We start from the raw sequence: 17390 nt of genomic DNA, 5'->3' as shown, positions 1-17390 counted from the left end.
CCCGCTTGTCCTTTGTCTCTTAATAGAAGTACCATTTTCGTTACCAAATTTTTCTGATAAAATGAATGAATACTATTTTTGATGAAAAGGTGATTTAGTTAATGAGCAACAGCGAGAATATGTCTTATATGAATCAAGAACTTTACGATATCTTTGAGTCATCCTTTGATGAAGTTTTTGTTACGGATGCGCAAGGTTATGTCGTGATGGTAAATTCACAGTGTGAAAAAAATTACCATCTGAAAGCGGAAGAGTTTATTGGAAAGCACGTAAAGGAGCTTCAAGAAATAGGGATTTTTTATCCCTCGGCGACGCTTCAGGTAATTGAATCCAATACATCGCTAGAACTTGTGCAAAAAACAAGTTCAGGTAGGTATTTGCATGTTCGGACTCGCCCCGTTTTTGATGAAAGTAAGCAGTTGAAAAGCGTCATTAGCTATTCCCGTGATTTAACGGATTTAATGCAGTTGAAAAATAAAGTAGAACAGATGGAAGAGCAGCTGGAGAGTTACCAAAAAGAGATGTCTGATTCTGTAGAGCTAGAGGGCATTGTTACCAATAGCAAAGCAATGAAGAAAGTGTTTGCTATTGTTCAACGAATTGCTTCTGTTCATACAACCGTTCTTTTACTTGGAGAAACGGGTGTTGGAAAGAGTAGGGTGGCAAAATTAATTCAGCAGCTAAGTGTTAGAAAGAGTGCTCCTTATTATGAAATTAACTGTGCTGCTTTACCAGATCAGCTAATTGAATCGGAGCTGTTCGGTTATCAAGGTGGAACATTTACAGGAGCGTTTCGTGAAGGGAAAAAAGGTATTATCGAGCTATCAAACGGAGGAACCTTGTTTTTAGATGAAGTTGGTGAACTATCGTTACAAGCACAAAGTAAATTGCTTCATGTGCTTCAAGACCGCACCATTCGGCCTGTCGGTTCAAGTAAAACAATTCCAGTAGATGTGCGCATTATTGCTGCAACCAATCAAGATTTGGAGGCGATGGTGGACAAAGGGTTATTTCGAAGAGACTTATATTATCGTTTGAATGTAGTCCCCATCACAATTCCTCCTTTACGTGAACGGGCAGAAGATATTTTACCGCTGGTCTATCAGTTTTTAAATCATTTTAATGCAGTGTATGAACGCAAAGTGGAGCTTTCACCAAAAGCATTGGATGCGTTTAGTAGACAGGAGTGGAAGGGGAATGTGCGAGAAGTTGAAAATATGATTGAACGTCTTGTCGTTACAAGTGACAATGTAGTAACGCTAAAAGATTTACCATTCGAACAGGACTTTTCATTTCATAAACACAATCGTACATTGCCAGAAGTCGTAGAAGAAATAGAGAGAAAAATGGTGGTCGAAGCTTATGAAAAGTACGAATCTTCTTACAAAGTTGCAGAGCAATTAGGGATTAGTCAGTCACAAGCGAATCGAAAAATAAGGAAGTATCTAGAGGGGATGGATGAAGGAGATGAGCAAGCAACCTAAGCAATTGGATAAGGTGTTATCAAAATTCGATGTATTATGTTTAGCTATTGGAGCCATGTTAGGCTGGGGTTGGGTCGTACTATCAGGTACTTGGCTAAATTCGGCTGGGTCATTAGGAACGTTAATTGCTTTTTTAGTTGGAGGATTACTCGTTATTTTTGTAGGACTTACTTATGCTGAATTAGCATCAGCTATGCCAAAGGTAGGCGGAGAGCATGTATTTGTAAAAAGAGGCCTTGGAAAAAAGGCTTCGTTTGTAGGTTCATGGGCAATCGTTTTAGGGTATGTATCTGTAGTAACGTTTGAAGCAGTAGCGCTTCCTACGGTTCTAGACTACTTAATTCCTAATTATCAAACAGGATATTTATGGACAATCAACGGCTGGGATGTTTACTTAACGTGGGTATTAGTTGGAAATGTAGGAGCCATTATTTTAACAGCCATCAACTATTTTGGTCTCAAAACAGCGGCCTTTTTACAGGTTGTACTAACAGTCGCAATTGTTGGTATTGGTATTCTTTTAATTTTTGGGTCAGGGATTAACGGAGATACAAAGAACTTGGACCCATTATTTATTGGGGGAGCAGGTGGCATCATGACCGTACTAGTCATGGTACCGTTCTTATTCGTTGGTTTTGATGTTATTCCTCAAGTAGCAGAAGAAGCTAATTTACCGGCAAGAGAAATTGGTAAGATTTTAATTATTTCTGTAAGTGCTGCAATTGTATTTTATATGTTTATTGCTTTGGGCGTAGGGATGGCATTAGATAAAGGCGCTCTAGAAATTTCGCAATTAGCAACTGCTGATGCGATGGCGGCAGCGTTTAATTCACCATTATTCGGGAAAATTTTGATCATTGGCGGTATTGCAGGAATTGTGACGAGTTGGAACGCATTTATTATCGGGGGAAGCCGTGTTATTTATGCGATGGCCCAAGATGGAATGTTGCCAGCATGGTTTGGTCGCCTTCATCCTAAATATAATACACCTTCCAATGCGGTCATTTTTTTAGGGGCATTAGCAGTGTTTGCTCCATTATTGGGCAGACCTGCACTTGTATGGATTGTAGATGCAGGTGGATTAGGAATCGTTATAGCTTACTTAATGGTTGCGTTATCGTTTGTAGCTTTACGTAAAAAAGAACCGCAAATGGATCGTCCATTTAAAGCAGGAAAAACAACTTTTATCGGTTGGTTAGGAGTCATCTTTAGCATTGGATTCATTGCATTATATATGCCTGGAATGCCAGCTGCTCTTATTTGGCCGTATGAGTGGATTATGGTACTAGGCTGGACGCTTATCGGAGCATATTTCTTTATTAAGATGAACAAAGGGGTTTATCATAGCAATGACGAAGAAATACAAGTAAACGATACCGACAGCTCGGTTGATGCGAAAATTAATTAAAGGAGTGATCATTCATGAAACAAGCAAATCTATATATTAACGGTGAGTGGGTAAAAACGTCTGAAACGTTCGACGTTGTGAATCCAGCTACAAATGAAGTGGTAGCTTCAGTTGCCAAAGGTGGGGCTAAAGAAGCAAAATTAGCAGCAGATGCAGCATACGAAGCATTTTTAGAATGGTCCAAGAAAACAGCAGAAGAACGCGGAAAATTATTAATGAAATGGCATCAGCTAATTGAAGAGTATACCGACGAATTAGCTGAAACAATGACAATTGAGCAAGGAAAACCATTAAAAGAAGCAAAAGGTGAAATTGGATATGCGAACGGATTTGTATCATGGTATGCAGAGGAAGGTAAGCGAATATACGGTGAAACAATTCCGGCATCAGCTCCGAACAAGCGCTTATTTGTTCATAAACAACCAGTTGGTGTAATGGCGGCTATTACGCCTTGGAACTTTCCTGCTGCAATGATCACACGTAAAGTTGCTCCTGCTTTGGCGGCAGGTTGTACGGCTGTCATTAAGCCAGCTGAACAAACTCCTTTAACTGCATTACGCTTAGCTGAATTAGCAACGGAAGCAGGTATTCCAAAAGGAGTAATTAACGTCGTTGCCGGAGATGCGAAATCAATTGGTGAAGCTTGGATGGAAGATGGTCGTGTTCGTAAACTGTCATTTACAGGTTCAACAGCTGTTGGAAAGCTATTGATGAAAGGCGCAGCAGATACAATGAAAAAAGTATCACTTGAGCTTGGTGGACATGCACCGTTTATCGTAACAGAAAGCGCAGATTTAGATAAAGCAGTAACAAATGCTATCGCATCTAAATTCCGCAATGCTGGTCAAACATGCGTATGTACGAACCGTATTTATGTGCACGAAAAAGTTGCAGAGGAGTTTACAAAGCAATTTGCACAAGCAGTTTCACAGCTAAAGATTGGTAACGGTTTAGAAGAAGGAACAGATATTGGACCGCTAATCGACGAAAAAGCGTTAGAAAAAGTTCAGAAGCAGTTAAATGATGCAGTAGAAAAAGGTGGAGATGTTGTCACTGGTGGATCTGTTCTAACAAAAGGAAGTGGTTTGTTTGTAGAGCCAACTGTTGTCAAAGGCGCTACAGATGAAATGCTTTGTATGTATGAAGAAACGTTTGGACCAATCGCTCCAATCGCTACTTATCGAGATGAAGCAGAAGTAATTCGTCGTGCGAATAATTCACCATTTGGTTTAGCAGCATACGTATTTACTGAAAATATCTCAGAAGCAATCCGTATTGCAGAAGCTCTTGAATATGGAATTGTGGGGTTAAATGATGGCCTGCCATCAACACCACAAGCTCCGTTTGGTGGCTTTAAAGAAAGTGGACTTGGTAGAGAAGGAAGCCACTTTGGAATTGAGGAATACTTAGAAGTAAAATACATCTCATTAGGACTTTAATTTAACAAGTGAAAAAAGGTAGCTCCCAGAAAATATGGGAGCTACCTTTTTGTTATCCAGCTGCTTGATTGGGTGACTTTGGATGTGTATAGTCAATTTCCAAGCCGCTTGCGATATTTTGTTTTGCCTTTTTAAAGAATAAAAATAAAAAGATAATGCTTACTGCAAATGCAATTATATAAGATACGGTTATTGGTAAATTAAATCCGATTGGTGCATTCATAATATAAGTTGTCGTTGCCATCGTCATAAACAATGCTGGAATCGTTGAAATCCAATGATTAGCCCCTTTTACAATGAGATACATCGATGCGATCCATAGGGCAATGACTGCTGTTGACTGGTTAGCCCATGAGAAGTAGCGCCATAACAACGTGAAATCAATTTTAGTTAAGATAAATGCAATAACAAATAAAGGTGCAGCGATGATTAAACGATTCAGCAACTTAATTTGCGAAAAATTCAGATAATCAGCGATGATCATACGAGCGGAGCGGAAAGCCGTATCGCCTGATGTAATAGGCAAAATAATGACTCCGATAATAGCAAGCGTACCCCCAATTGCACCAAGCATCAACGTTGATACTTCAGATACAATGGCTGCTGGGCCACCACTGTTAATAATACTATTTAAATCACGACCATCAAACAAACTCATAGCTGCCGCAGCCCAAATCATTGCAATTGCAGCTTCTGCAATCATCATACCGTAGAAAATTTTGCGCCCGGATTTTTCATTTTGCAATGTACGTGAAATAATTGGTGATTGCGTGGCGTGAAAGCCTGATAATGCACCACAAGAAATCGTTAAAAATAAGAGTGGGAAAATTGGAATGTTATCAGGATGCATATTTGTAAACGTTAACTCTGGAATAGGTGCCCCTGTTACAACAAGCATGGCTCCTACACCAACTGCGCTGATAATTAGAAATGCACCAAAGATTGGATAAATACGTCCAATAATTTTATCAATCGGTAAAATTGTAGAAAGAATATAATAAACGAAAATAGCAAAGATAATGATAGTCAGCGGAATGGTTCCATTGGCTAAGTCATTGATTAAAGCCGCTGGTGATGTAATAAATACAGTTCCGACTAAAATGAGTAGTAAAATCGAGAAAACGTTTACAATGTGTTTTGAAAAAGTTCCTAAAAATTTTCCAGCTAATTCAGGAATATGAGCACCACGGTTTCGAATGGAAATCATACCAGTTAAATAATCATGTACAGCACCTGCAAAGATTGCTCCAATTACAATCCAAACAAACGCTACGGGACCATAAAGCGCTCCCATAATAGGTCCGAAAATTGGACCAACACCGGCAATATTTAATAGTTGAATTAAAGAATTCTTCTTATTATTCATCGGTACGTAGTCAATGCCATCTTTCATTGCATAGGCAGGAGTTGGTCGAGAATCTTTCACTCCAAATACGCGCTCGACTACTTTTCCATAAGTCGAATACCCAATGAGTAATAGCACAAACGAAAGTAAAAATGTAATCATCGTATCAGTCCTTTACTAAGTGTTATGAAAACGGTTTCTTAAACTTAGTATACTAGAAAGTTATTAAAAGAAAAAGGACCTTTTAGTCAAATTTAGTAAAAAGACAGATCCTAAGAAGAATCATCTTGAACGTAATGTTTAAAGTCTAAAAACAAAAAACAAAACTCTTCAAAGGAAAAAGTATCAAATGTTTCACAAGAGTAAGTATCCAAAAAGTCTTCAATCATATGACGGGGGATAGATTGAAATAGTCCCATTGCTTTAAACGAGTACTCAAATTTATGATATAAAGGTTGTAATCCATAGTAGTCAAAGACATCCTGCAATTGTTCTGTATGCATTTTTTATTCCTCCTTTTTAAGTAGTATGACCATGTTGAATGAGAAAAATAAAATGAGTTTTGTCTAAAGGCTAGATTTTCTATTTCGAAGAAGCTATGCTAAAAGGATACACTGGTGATAAAGGAGAAAAAACATGTTTATGTACGTCACAATACTAGGATTTTTAACTTTTGCACTGTATGCTTGTACATTTGTGTATGCCATCATTAATAAAAGTGGACAAGCAAAGCAAAATGGAAAGCGCGCACTGATTGGCTTCTTAGTCATGGCTGTAGGTTTAATCGGTATGCAAGTGTCATAGTTTGAGATTTCTTTGACAATTTTGCCACCTTCACTTATAGTTAACCATGAGCGAACGTATGTATCTGTTTTTGAGTTTTCGTTCATAAGTTGAATAAGAAAGAAGGTGGCAAAATTGAGATACCATACACATATTGCAACATCGATTGCTGCCGGTGCAGGAGTAGCGATTCAGACAGATGTCGCTTTTACTTTTCCATACGTCGTAGGCATAGCCATTGGATCATTGCTCCCCGATATCGATGAGCCAAACTCATACGTTGGACGAAGATCGTTTGGGCTTGCAAAAGTAATTAAAAGCATTTTTGGGCATCGTGGAATTACACATTCACTTCTTGTTTGTGGACTTATTTTTTATTTATATCAGCTATATTCATATGAATGGTTGTTTGGGATAGCGTGTGGCTATATCTTTCATGTAATAGGCGACTTCTTTTCAAAAAGAGGTGTGCCTTTATTTTGGCCCATTGTACGAAAGAAAATAAAATCGCCTCTCACATACGAAACAGGGAAACCTTCAGAACAGCTTATCTTTTACATAGCAATAGGTCTTATCATTTATTTCTTGTACAAATATAGCTTATATTCTCAGCTGTTTTAACATTAAGATAGAATTGGCTTCAACATGTGTAATCGGTAACATAACGTCAATTGTTGTACCTTCTTGAAGCATGCTTGTTACGCTAAGTGTACCTTTATGCTCAAGTATAACCTTATTACAAATAGTTAAGCCTAATCCAACGCCGTGCTCTTTTGTTGTATAAAAAGGTTGACCAATTTTTTTTATTCGATCAGCATCCATGCCACAACCATTGTCCATAATTTGAATAGTAACGTGCTGTTGATTTATCTTGTTAAAAGAGACCGTAATTTGTCCTCCAAGAGGCATCGCATCAATTGCATTTTGAATGACATGTATAAATACCAGCTTTAATTGATGGGGTTGTCCATGAATGACAAAGTTACCGTGAGCGGTATTGTATTCATAAACCACTTTAATGCCTTGGTGTATAAAAGCTTGGGAGAAACGTTTTGTCACATCTTTCAATAAAGCAAGTAAATCAATGGGTTCGTAAGGTCGAACTTCTTGTTTGGCTAAACTCATAAATTCATTTACAATTTGTTCAATTTGATCAATTTCACTTTGCATCATGCGACGATAAGCAATATCCTGAGCACTTTGATATTCTTCACTAAACAGTTGTAAGAAACCTTTAATCGTGGTTAAAGGATTTCTAATTTCATGAGCAATACTTGCAGCTAATTCCCCAATTGCTGATAATTTTTCAGCATTTCTCATCATTTCTTCAAGCTTTCGCTGTTCTGTTATATCACGAGAGACGAACACAAAACCTTCAACTTTTCCATCATTAACAATAGGTACGCCTTTTCCTTCAAGCAAAATAGAAGTGCCATTAGCATGTAGATTTCGATAATGAAAAGTACTTGCTGTTTTTGTTAACTTCATGTTTTCAATTCCGGTTGCTACTTTTGTATGATCATCTTCATGTACATGAAGAAGTACATCCTTCCCAATTAAGGAACAAGGAAGAAGGCCGAGTGTGTACTGGTAAGAGGGTGAAGCATATTCATAGCAACCATCGATTCCGACTACGCAAATTAAATCGTGCGTGTGAGAGAGAATTAAGCGATGGCGAATTTCACTTTGCTTTAAATGCTCTTCCGCTTCTTTACGAGCTTGAATATCACGAGCGGTAATAACAACGTAGGTTACTTGATTATCTTTTACAGATGGAATCCCTCGCCCTTCAACCCAAATATAAGAGCCGTCGTCTTTTAGTAAACGATATTCTGCACTCATTTCAACTTTTAATGAAAACACTTGATTTAATTTATGTCGTATCTGATCTATATCATCAGGATGTATTACGCTAAAGTTTAAAGACTGTCCTTCTTCTGTTGGTAAATAACCTAATACGGATAAATGAGAAGGGGAGTTATAAATTAAATGCCCATGCTGGCCCACAACGGTGATTAAATCTCGCATATTATCTGTAATGATTCGATCTTTTAGCTGATGAAAAGATAACACTTGGTTTTCGTTAAATTGATATTTTACAGGTGTACCACACATTCTGCAAAAATTATATTCTTCTTGATAACCGCAAGATGAACAAACAGGCATAGAATCACTCCAATCTTCCGTAAGGTAAAATATAGGCTCTATGTTATATTATACCTCATTCTAAACAGTTCTTGGTAGAAAGAAAACCCAAAAGAGACGTTCTTTCGATAGATACAAAGTCTCATTTTTGGGTTTGTTTTTTTATGGAGGAAGGCTCTTTTAGTAAAAAACCTTCGAATTGACGAGCTGTAATCCCATACTCATCACAGAGGCGAATTAAAAGTTGCTCTTGCTGTTTTATATCTGGTTCATAGTTAGTATTCCAATAAATTGCGGTAGGGTTTACTTCTTTAATGAGAGATTCAATGGTTGGATTAGCCATCATAAACGTCCTTTCTTTCAATAGTTTGCTATCTAGTATAAACATAAATAATTCGATTGCCCAAGTTTTAATATGTTGCCCATTTTTAATATGTTGCCCATTTTTAATAGGACGAAATTCGAACGGAAAGAAAGGTGAATATGTTAAAACGGTAATAGTAACGGAAGGAGCCCTATAAATGAAACATGTATATGGAAGTTTACCAACTCCAATGCAAGGAATGCCAATGCAAGGAATGCCAATGCAAGGAATGCCGATGCAAGGAATGCCGATGCAAGGAATGCCGATGCAAGGAATGCCAATGCAAGGAATGCCGATGCAAGGAATGCCGATGCAAGGAATGCCAATGCAAGAAATGCCGATGCAAGGAATGCCGATGCAAGGAATGCCGATGCAAGGAATGCCAATGCAAGAAATGCCGATGCAAGGAATGCCGATGCAAGGAATGCCGATGCAAGGAATGTCGATGCAAGGAATGCCAATGCAGGGAATGCCGATGCAAGGAATGTCGATGCAAGGAATGCCAATGCAGGGAATGCCGATGCAAGGAGTGCCAATGCAAGGAGTGCCAATGCAAGAAATGCCAATGCCAGGAATGCCAATGCAAGAAATGCCAATGCAAGGAATGCCGATGCAAGGAATGCCAATGCAGGGAATGCCGATGCCAGAAATGCCACCAATGCAGGGGATGTCGATGTCAGGAGGAGCAGACTGTGGATGCGGTCAGAAGCCTAGCAATTTGATGCCTGCAATGAATCAAAGTATGAATGCACCACTTGTACAAGGTGAAAACGTACAGATGCCTTCTAAGTCCATGATGCCTATGCATCCAATGCATAATGCGAATAAGCGAAGTCCCGGATACTTCTAATAAAAATGGTTAAAAAGCTAGGATTCTAAAGTTATAGAGTATAATTGTTGCATTTTTATAATAAAAACGTCATGAGAAATAACCAAGTTTTCAACGGTTATACCTGACGTTTTTTGTTCGTAAGGAAAAAGACATCTTTTCAAGCATGGTACGATATTGAAGAGAGTTTACTATGCTCTAGATTAATGAAGAAGAAAGGATGTTTATTGTAATGATAGATGTGATTGCGACGACATTGCATGATGCAAAGCTAGCTCAAGAGAATGGGGCAGATCGAATTAGTATTTGCACGAGTATTAATGAAGGTGGCATTACCCCAAGCTATGGGTTAATTAAACAAATAAAAAAAGCGATTACCCTTCCTGTATACGTAATGATTCGACCTCATAATCAGTCGTATCAATACAATGAAGACGATATTCAAACGATGGTTCATGATATCGAAGAAGCAAGGAAACTGGGAGTGGAAGGAGTAATCTTGGGCTGTTTAACGTCAGAGAAAACCATTGATGAAGAGGCGTTAAAAGCTTTACTAAGTGCTTCTAAAGGAATGGATGTGACGTTTAACTTAGCTTTTGATGACTTACATAATCAAGAAGAAGGGCTTCGAAAATTATTGAATTATCCAGAAATAAAGCGGGTTATGACGTCTGGAGCTGATAAAAGTGCGTTAAACGGAATTCCACAAATCAAAAAAATGTTGCGTCAAATGAGAAACGAAAATCTTATATTTGTCGGAGCCAAGGGGTTAAAACCAGAAAATTTACAGGCTTTTCTATCGGTTACCAATCTAACAGAAGTATGCATTGGAGCAGGTATACGAGTTAATTGCCAATATACACAGCCAATAAATGAGAAAAGTGTGCAAAAAGCAAAAGAAATTATGAATAAAATGCAATAAGAGAAAAAGTGCTACGAAGTAAAGTAGCACTTTTTTTAGTAGAATCAGCATTAAAAACTGCCAGTTAACACAGATGAGTTTAGGAAAAAATGCATATTTTTAGAAAATTAGTTGACATTGAAAATCATTATCATTTATCCTTATACATGTAATTAGTAATGAAAATCATTATCATTTAAATAAATAGGAGGATTATTCATGTCTATTTCAATAACAAATCAATCTACAAACGAAGCGTTACTTTCACAGCAAGAACTTCGAGAATCGAATGCAAGATCTTATCCAAGAAGAATTCCAATTGCTATTCAAAAAGCGGAGGGAGCCATCATCACAGATATGAACGGCAAAGAGTATATTGATTGTTTAGCAGGAGCGGGCACTTTAGCGCTTGGTCATAATCATGAAGTAGTCCATGAAGCGATTCAACAGGTACTAGCTGATCGTATTCCTTTACATACATTAGATTTAACTACGCCGGTTAAAGAAGCGTTCGTAGATGAGTTGTTTGCAAGTTTACCAGCTAATTTTGCCCAAAAAGCAAAAGTGCAGTTTTGTGGACCTACGGGTGGAGACGCCATTGAAGCAGCGTTAAAGCTTGTAAAGACGGCTACGGGGAACCGCACAATTTTATCGTTCCAAGGCGGCTACCATGGTTCTACTCACGGCACATTAAGTATTAGCGGAACAACAAGCCCTAAAGAGCGCATTCATGCTTTAGTTCCAGATACACATTTCTTACCTTATCCTTACGAATATCGTTGTCCTTTTGGAATCGGTGAAGGTGGTCATGAAGCAATTAGCACATACATTGAAAACTTATTAGACGATCCAGAAAGCGGTATTGTTAAACCAGCAGGAATTGTAGTTGAAGTTGTTCAAGGTGAAGGAGGTTCAGTACCTGCTCCTATCGCGTGGTTGAAAGAGCTTCGTCGTATCACAAAAGAGCGTCAAATTCCGTTAATTATTGATGAAGTGCAAACTGGAATTGGTCGAACGGGTAAAATGTTTGCTTTTCAGCATGCTGATATTGAGCCCGATGTTCTTGTGCTGTCAAAAGCAATCGGGGGTAGCTTACCACTATCTGTTGTTGTATACGATAAAGCGTTGGATCAGTGGGAACCAGGTGCTCATATTGGAACTTTTCGTGGTAATCAGCTCGCAATGGCAACGGGAAAAGCAACGCTTAGCTTTGTGAAAGAGCATGCTTTAGATGCACATGCGCATGATCTTGGAATATACATGCAAATGCAGTTAAAAGCCATCCAGTCCGATAGCTTTTCTATTGGAGATGTTCGTGGTCGAGGGTTAATGATTGGAGTGGAAATCATCGATTGGTCTAAGCCGGCAAATAAGATTGGAACCCATCCCGGAAATGGAGAGCTAGCGAAGGTGATTCAGCAAGAGTGCTTTAAGCGAGGGGTTATCCTAGAAGTTGGAGGCAGACATGGAGCAGTCATTCGCTTATTACCACCTTTAATTTTAAGTCAAGCTCAGGCTGATGATGTGCTAGAGCGCTTTAAAGAAGCGGTAAAAGCAGCAGAAGCTAAGTGGGTGACAAGGTAAGATGGAACAAGATTATCAACAATGGTTTCTATCTAAGGACAATCAAAGCGTAAGAACGTATAAGCAGTTAATGAATCAGTCTATAGAGATGATTTCGAACTATTATGAAACAATTGAAAAGCCTTATCATCATTGGGAGCTAGAAGATCGCTTTGAACACTTTAATGATGAAATGACATTCAAAGAAAATGGACGTGCGTTCGCAGAACTGAAAAAGTCAATAGAACAGCTTGTTTTAAGGCATTCTCTGCATATTTCTCATACTGGAGCAATGGCGCATTTGCATTGTCCACCAGCTATACCTGCTTTGGTCGCAGAAGTCTTTATCACAGCTCTCAACCAATCGATGGACTCTTGGGACCAAAGTCCAATTGCGACTTATATAGAAGACGCAGTTATTAAAGAGTGCGTTAAACAAATCGGCTATGAAGAAACTGCAAGTGGCGTATTTACAAGCGGTGGCACGCAGTCAAATTATATGGGGATGCTACTAGCTCGCAATGATTATTGTAAGCGAAAGCTTAAAGCAAATGTACAAGAAGAAGGTCTACCCCCTGAAGCAAATAAACTGCGAATCTTTTGTTCTGAAAAAGCGCACTTTACGGTTCAGCAATCCGCTGCGCAGCTTGGTTTAGGGATGAATGCAGTTATTCCAGTTAAAACAAATGAACGCTACGAGATGTGCATGGATGATTTATGTGCAAAGGTAGAGCTTTCGAAAGAAAGTGGAGAGCTTCCGATGGCTATTGTAGCCACAATTGGAACCACTGATTTTGGAAGTATTGATTCTCTTCATGATATTCATCAGCTGGCAGCAACTTATGATATGTGGGTTCATGCCGATGCTGCGTATGGAGGCGGCCTGTTGTTTTCAAAAGCTAATAGACACCTAGTTCAAGAGTTAAAGCTTGCAGACTCTATTACGATTGATTTTCATAAATGGTTTTATCAGCCCATTAGCTGTGGTGCTTTCTTTGTGAAAGCTGAAACAGCTTTTCAGCATATTCAGCTTTATGCAGATTACTTAAATCCAGAAGAAGATGAGCATCTTCACCTTGTTAACCGTAGTATTCAAACAACTAAACGGTTTGATGCTCTCAAAGTTTGGCTAACGTTTCAAATGATGGGCACATCAGCCTTTGGTAAATTGATTGACCAAACTATTCAAAATGCGAGACAGCTAGCTGGATACTTACAAGAAAATTCAATGGTTAAAGTTATGAACGAACCGATGATGAACGCTGTTGTATTTAAGTATCAGTGTAAAAGGATAGCGAAAAGTGCGGAAAATCAAAAGTATATTGAAAATAAGATTAATACAATGATCCAGCAGCAGTTATATGAAAAAGGAACGTATATTATAGCGAAAACAAAAGTAAACCAAGAAGCATGTTTAAAAGTAACAATGTTGAATCCAATGATTGAGTTAGAGAACCTAAAACAACTTATAAAAGAAGTGATTCAGCTTGGAAACGAGTTGGAGCAGAAGGAGGAAGCATTGAGTGAATGCGCAACAATCAGCTAATTTTATTACAATGCAAAATGTAGTGAACTGCTATGTCAGAGAAACAGGAAAGGGGAAATGGATAAAAGTAGGGGAAGGTGAAGAACTTATTTTAACCCTGGAAAAGCAGCCCGTCACGCTCTATTTCCCAGCTTATTATCGTTCTCTAATAGGGCGTCATTTATTAAACGAGCAAATGGCATACCAAGTAGAAGGTCATCAGCGCCAGGAGCTAGATTTGTTAACGCTATTAGCGCTGCTAATGAAAGAAGTAACGGAAGACTTGCTTCAAATAAACGAATTGATTGTTCGCGTGCTATTAAGCTACGAAAATATGAAGCAATTTATCGAAGTGAGACAAGCGGAACTTCAAGAGTGTTACGGGGCTGATAAAAGCTTTTTACAATCAGAACAAGCACTTTTAATTGGACATCAGCTTCATCCAACCCCAAAAAGCAGACAAGGCATTTTGCCTGAAGAAGAAACAATATTTGCTCCAGAGCTAAAGGGGAAGTTTCAACTACACTATTTTTACGCAGAAGCTTCATTGGTCAAAGAGGGGTCTGCGCTGGAACAAGCAAGGTTAGTTATTAAAAAGCAGTTGGTAGAAGATGAAGAAGTATCAGATGAATTCAAAACTAACTATTGCCAAGACGATGAGAATGTATTGATTCCAATGCATCCACTTCAAGCAAGATATTTACTTGGGAAATCAGAAGTTTGTGATTGGATTCAAAGCGGGAGACTTTCATATCTAGGTCCTCAAGGGCAAGCGTTTTATCCTACTTCTTCTGTACGAACTGTATATAACTCAAGCGCAGACGTCATGTATAAGTTTTCGATACCAGTAAAAATTACAAATTCACTTCGAGTCAACAAACGAAAAGAGCTGTACCGAGGTGTAGAGGTAACGGAACTTTTACGTGCTGGTTTAGAAGAAGAGCTACAAATTTATCATCCTGCTTTTCACATTATTAAAGATTTTGCATACGTAACGCTTGGTGAAGAAGAGATTGGCTTTGAGGTTGTAATTCGAGAAAACCCTTTTAAAGGCTCACAAGGTGATTCAACGACTCTTTTAGCGAGTTTATGTCAAGATCATGTGTATCGTCATCATACACAGCTTCAAGAGATTGTTCATCGTTTAGCCAAAGCTGAAAATCGATCACTGGAAGCTGTTAGTCAAGATTGGTTTAAGCAGTATTTAGACATTTCATTAAAGCCAATGATGTGGCTGTATACAGAAAAAGGAATTGCGCTTGAAGCTCATCAACAAAACTCGATTATCAAATTGACAAAAGAAGGCTATCCACAAGCGTTTTATTATCGTGATAACCAAGGATATTATTTTATGCGCTCTAAACAAGAAAGCCTCAAAAAGCTTGTCAAAGACTTGAATCAGATGAGCGATACAGTTTGTGATGATGCGGTTGCTGAAGAAAGATTCCGTTATTATGTTATCTTTAATCATTTATTTGGTTTAATTAATGCTTTTGGTACAAGTGGACTAATTGAAGAAAGCAAGTTGATTGAACAGATGCGTACGGTCATTTCAGAATATGCAAAGAATGATCATACAAATCTAGTCAAGAGTATGCTTTCTCAAGAGAGTTTGCCTTGCAAAGCCAATTTATTAACGCGCGTTCATGATATGGATGAACTAGTTGGAAGTCTAGAAACACAATCTGTTTACGTAGACGTTACGAATCCGCTTGCGGTTCTAGAAGGTGTATATAAATGATGGTACTGGCTCAAAGTGACTACCCTATTACAGTATGGGATACCAACACAAAAAAAGAAATTACGTTTCGCTATGTAACGTATGAACAAGATTTTGACCGCTTGCATAGCTGGATGCATCAAGACCACGTCATTCCGTTTTGGAATTTGGACAAGCCAAGAGCCGAGTATGCCTCTCATTTAAAACGTTTTTTAGCGAACAAACATCAGCAATTATTAATTGGTGAAATAGATGGGCAAGCGATGAGCTACTGGGAGTCGTATATCGTCTCCCAAGATCTAATTCGTCATTATTATGACTATGAGAAAGGAGATCAAGGCATTCATCTATTGATTGGCGAGCCAAATTATCTTGGCAAGGGGTTTATTTATCCATTAATGCTAACGCTCATGAAGAGAATGTTTGAAGTGCCAGAAACCAAGCGTATTATGGCTGAACCGGATATTCGAAATGAAAAGATGATTTATGTTTTTGAAAAGTGTGGATTTCAACAGTTAAAGACGGTAGATCTTCCTGATAAAACAGCAATGCTTCTTTATTGTCAACAAGAAGTGTTTGAAAGTAGGTGGAACGCATGGATTCAAGGAGAATTTTAGAGGTTATTGGAGTGGGCATTGGGCCATTTAACCTTGGCCTAGCAGCTTTATTAGAAGAAACAGAATACTCATATAAATGCTTTGATCAAAAGTCTCAGTTTAACTGGCATCCGGGTATGCTTTTAGAAGGAACTACGCTACAAGTTCCGTTTATGGCGGACTTAGTGACAATGGTTAATCCGTCCAGCCCGTATAGCTTTTTACGTTATTTACACGAGCATGCGCGATTGTATCAGTTTTATTTCTTTGAAAAATTTCATATTCCACGAACTGAATATAATCACTATTGTCAATGGGTGGCTAGTCAGTTAAAAGGGCTACAATTCAACAGTAAGGTTCAGAAAATTGAAATAGAAGAAGAGCAGCTATATAAAGTAATAGTTGAGGAAGATGGTGAATCAACTGCTTACTACACGAAAAATGTAGTAGTAGGGGTAGGTACAAATCCAACCGTTCCAGCTGATTTTAAAGATTTGCAAAATAATCGATTCTATCATTCGGCTTGCTATAAGCAAAATCGTGATGAAACAGTTAAAGCTCGTCATATTACGGTCGTTGGTTCTGGGCAAAGTGCCGCTGAAGTTGTGTATGACTTGTTGCAACATCAAGAGGAAAACAACTATGAACTCCATTGGTATACAAGGTCTAAAGGGTTTTATCCAATGGAGTATTCAAAGCTCGGGTTAGAGCATTTTTCACCAGAATACACGCGTTATTTCTATCACTTAAATCAGGATAAAAAAAGAGATGTGTTAAAAAATCAAGCTCTCTTATATAAAGGAATTAGCTTTGATACGATTGCTGACATTTATGAACATTTGTATGAACGAACCGTTGGTGGAAAAGCTTCTCCTATTCATATGCAAGCACTAACGGAGGTTCAAAGTGTTAGTCGAGAAGAAACTGGCTATAAACTCACCCTTTATCAATATGAGCAAGATGAAGTGAAAGAGTTGAAAAGTGATGTTGTTATTATGGCTACAGGATATGCTAGCAGCTTTCCATCATGCTTAGAAAGTTTACAATCTCATCTACTAGTTGATGAAAGTGGGCAGTTGCAAATTGATGAGCAGTTCAAAGTCAGGACTCAACCCGTTGAAGCCAATTTGTTTATTCAAAATGGAGAACTTCATACACACGGCGTGGGAGCTCCAGATTTAGGGCTTGGTCCTTACCGGAATGCGATTATTATTAATCAAATTGCAGGAAAAGAAATTTATAAAGTTTATAGTAAGAATGTATTTCAACAGTTTGGTGTGTAAAGTAA

Annotated in this window: 16 protein-coding genes; 12 read left to right on the top strand and 4 right to left on the bottom strand. The window is 38.3% G+C overall.

Annotation, left to right across the window (positions count from 1 at the left end; genetic code table 11):
- Nucleotides 1-101 precede the first annotated feature (101 nt).
- The 3 genes from AC1UFB_RS18940 to AC1UFB_RS18930 are packed head-to-tail and all read left to right on the top strand — an operon-like array spanning nt 102 to nt 4331.
- Complete coding sequence (locus AC1UFB_RS18940) at nt 102-1484, top strand: sigma-54 interaction domain-containing protein (protein WP_100347015.1); 1383 nt, start codon at nt 102-104, stop codon at nt 1482-1484.
- On the top strand, nt 1468-2892 hold the full coding sequence (locus AC1UFB_RS18935) for an APC family permease (protein ID WP_482589733.1): 1425 nt from the start codon (nt 1468-1470) through the stop codon (nt 2890-2892). Before AC1UFB_RS18940 ends, AC1UFB_RS18935 begins: the two co-directional genes overlap by 17 nt.
- A gap of 14 nt (nt 2893-2906) precedes the next feature.
- Entirely contained in the window at nt 2907-4331 is a 1425-nt protein-coding gene (locus AC1UFB_RS18930) for an NAD-dependent succinate-semialdehyde dehydrogenase (protein WP_100347016.1), read from the top strand.
- Nucleotides 4332-4383: 52 nt separating this feature from the next.
- Here AC1UFB_RS18930 and AC1UFB_RS18925 read toward each other — a convergent pair whose 3' ends face one another.
- Together AC1UFB_RS18925 and AC1UFB_RS18920 are read right to left on the bottom strand one after the other, a co-directional pair.
- Entirely contained in the window at nt 4384-5838 is a 1455-nt protein-coding gene (locus AC1UFB_RS18925; protein ID WP_100347017.1) for a carbon starvation CstA family protein, read from the bottom strand.
- 110 nt (nt 5839-5948) lie between these two features.
- On the bottom strand, nt 5949-6179 hold the full coding sequence (locus AC1UFB_RS18920; protein WP_061786313.1) for a hypothetical protein: 231 nt from the start codon (nt 6177-6179) through the stop codon (nt 5949-5951).
- Nucleotides 6180-6312: 133 nt separating this feature from the next.
- Here AC1UFB_RS18920 and AC1UFB_RS18915 point away from each other — a divergent pair, with 133 nt between their 5' ends.
- Nucleotides 6313-6480 (top strand): hypothetical protein, encoded by a 168-nt coding sequence (locus AC1UFB_RS18915; protein ID WP_175384187.1) that lies wholly within the window; start codon nt 6313-6315, stop codon nt 6478-6480.
- A gap of 114 nt (nt 6481-6594) precedes the next feature.
- Complete coding sequence (locus tag AC1UFB_RS18910) at nt 6595-7080, top strand: metal-dependent hydrolase (RefSeq protein WP_025908291.1); 486 nt, start codon at nt 6595-6597, stop codon at nt 7078-7080.
- Here the strand turns inward: AC1UFB_RS18910 and AC1UFB_RS18905 are convergent.
- Nucleotides 7060-8625 carry a PAS domain S-box protein gene (locus AC1UFB_RS18905; RefSeq protein WP_482589732.1) on the bottom strand — a complete coding sequence of 522 codons (1566 nt, stop codon included), beginning with the start codon at nt 8623-8625 and terminating at the stop codon, nt 7060-7062. The genes AC1UFB_RS18910 and AC1UFB_RS18905 overlap by 21 nt on opposite strands.
- 121 nt (nt 8626-8746) lie before the next feature.
- Nucleotides 8747-8947 carry a deoxyribodipyrimidine photo-lyase gene (locus tag AC1UFB_RS18900; protein WP_163070735.1) on the bottom strand — a complete coding sequence of 67 codons (201 nt, stop codon included), beginning with the start codon at nt 8945-8947 and terminating at the stop codon, nt 8747-8749.
- Between the two features lie 174 nt (nt 8948-9121).
- Between AC1UFB_RS18900 and AC1UFB_RS18895 the strand changes: the two genes are divergently transcribed.
- The 7 genes from AC1UFB_RS18895 to AC1UFB_RS18865 all read left to right on the top strand — a co-directional run bounded on the left by AC1UFB_RS18895 (nt 9122) and on the right by AC1UFB_RS18865 (nt 17385).
- Nucleotides 9122-9682, top strand: coding sequence for a pentapeptide repeat-containing protein (locus tag AC1UFB_RS18895; RefSeq protein WP_482589744.1), 561 nt, complete (start codon nt 9122-9124; stop codon nt 9680-9682).
- 347 nt (nt 9683-10029) lie between these two features.
- Nucleotides 10030-10719, top strand: a complete 690-nt coding sequence (locus AC1UFB_RS18890) for a copper homeostasis protein CutC (RefSeq protein WP_225002241.1) — start codon at nt 10030-10032, stop codon at nt 10717-10719.
- Between the two features lie 198 nt (nt 10720-10917).
- The gene (locus tag AC1UFB_RS18885; RefSeq protein WP_100347021.1) at nt 10918-12282 is read left to right on the top strand and encodes an aspartate aminotransferase family protein; all 1365 of its coding nucleotides are present in this window, start codon (nt 10918-10920) and stop codon (nt 12280-12282) included.
- A 1-nt stretch (nt 12283) separates the two neighbouring features.
- Nucleotides 12284-13807, top strand: coding sequence for a pyridoxal phosphate-dependent decarboxylase family protein (locus tag AC1UFB_RS18880; RefSeq protein WP_100347022.1), 1524 nt, complete (start codon nt 12284-12286; stop codon nt 13805-13807).
- Nucleotides 13785-15527 (top strand): IucA/IucC family protein, encoded by a 1743-nt coding sequence (locus tag AC1UFB_RS18875; RefSeq protein ID WP_482589731.1) that lies wholly within the window; start codon nt 13785-13787, stop codon nt 15525-15527. The genes AC1UFB_RS18880 and AC1UFB_RS18875 overlap by 23 nt, the downstream gene beginning before the upstream one ends.
- Nucleotides 15527-16123: a GNAT family N-acetyltransferase gene (locus tag AC1UFB_RS18870; RefSeq protein ID WP_100348166.1), complete on the top strand. Its 597-nt coding sequence runs from the start codon at nt 15527-15529 to the stop codon at nt 16121-16123. The genes AC1UFB_RS18875 and AC1UFB_RS18870 overlap by 1 nt, the downstream gene beginning before the upstream one ends.
- A complete protein-coding gene (locus AC1UFB_RS18865; RefSeq protein WP_328101789.1) occupies nt 16102-17385 on the top strand; it encodes a lysine N(6)-hydroxylase/L-ornithine N(5)-oxygenase family protein in 1284 nt (427 codons plus the stop codon). The genes AC1UFB_RS18870 and AC1UFB_RS18865 overlap by 22 nt, the downstream gene beginning before the upstream one ends.
- The last annotated feature ends 5 nt before the right edge of the window (nt 17386-17390 follow it).

It is taken from the genome of Priestia sp. KCTC 13724, from assembly GCF_056820425.1.
The sequence above is the reverse complement of the archived record's forward strand: the minus strand, read 5'-3'. Positions and strand labels throughout refer to the sequence as shown.

Bases quoted from the DNA above. Each gene is read 5' to 3' on its own strand.
- AC1UFB_RS18940 (WP_100347015.1), top strand. From the start codon at position 102: ATGAGCAACAGCGAGAATATGTCTTATATGAATCAAGAACTTTACGAT.
- AC1UFB_RS18880 (WP_100347022.1), top strand. From the start codon at position 12,284: ATGGAACAAGATTATCAACAATGGTTTCTATCTAAGGACAATCAAAGC.
- AC1UFB_RS18915 (WP_175384187.1), top strand. From the start codon at position 6,313: ATGTTTATGTACGTCACAATACTAGGATTTTTAACTTTTGCACTGTAT.
- AC1UFB_RS18920 (WP_061786313.1), bottom strand. From the start codon at position 6,179: ATGCATACAGAACAATTGCAGGATGTCTTTGACTACTATGGATTACAA.
- AC1UFB_RS18930 (WP_100347016.1), top strand. From the start codon at position 2,907: ATGAAACAAGCAAATCTATATATTAACGGTGAGTGGGTAAAAACGTCT.
- AC1UFB_RS18885 (WP_100347021.1), top strand. From the start codon at position 10,918: ATGTCTATTTCAATAACAAATCAATCTACAAACGAAGCGTTACTTTCA.
- AC1UFB_RS18900 (WP_163070735.1), bottom strand. From the start codon at position 8,947: ATGGCTAATCCAACCATTGAATCTCTCATTAAAGAAGTAAACCCTACC.
- AC1UFB_RS18905 (WP_482589732.1), bottom strand. From the start codon at position 8,625: ATGCCTGTTTGTTCATCTTGCGGTTATCAAGAAGAATATAATTTTTGC.
- AC1UFB_RS18890 (WP_225002241.1), top strand. From the start codon at position 10,030: ATGATAGATGTGATTGCGACGACATTGCATGATGCAAAGCTAGCTCAA.
- AC1UFB_RS18925 (WP_100347017.1), bottom strand. From the start codon at position 5,838: ATGATTACATTTTTACTTTCGTTTGTGCTATTACTCATTGGGTATTCG.
- AC1UFB_RS18865 (WP_328101789.1), top strand. From the start codon at position 16,102: ATGGATTCAAGGAGAATTTTAGAGGTTATTGGAGTGGGCATTGGGCCA.
- AC1UFB_RS18935 (WP_482589733.1), top strand. From the start codon at position 1,468: ATGAGCAAGCAACCTAAGCAATTGGATAAGGTGTTATCAAAATTCGAT.
- AC1UFB_RS18870 (WP_100348166.1), top strand. From the start codon at position 15,527: ATGGTACTGGCTCAAAGTGACTACCCTATTACAGTATGGGATACCAAC.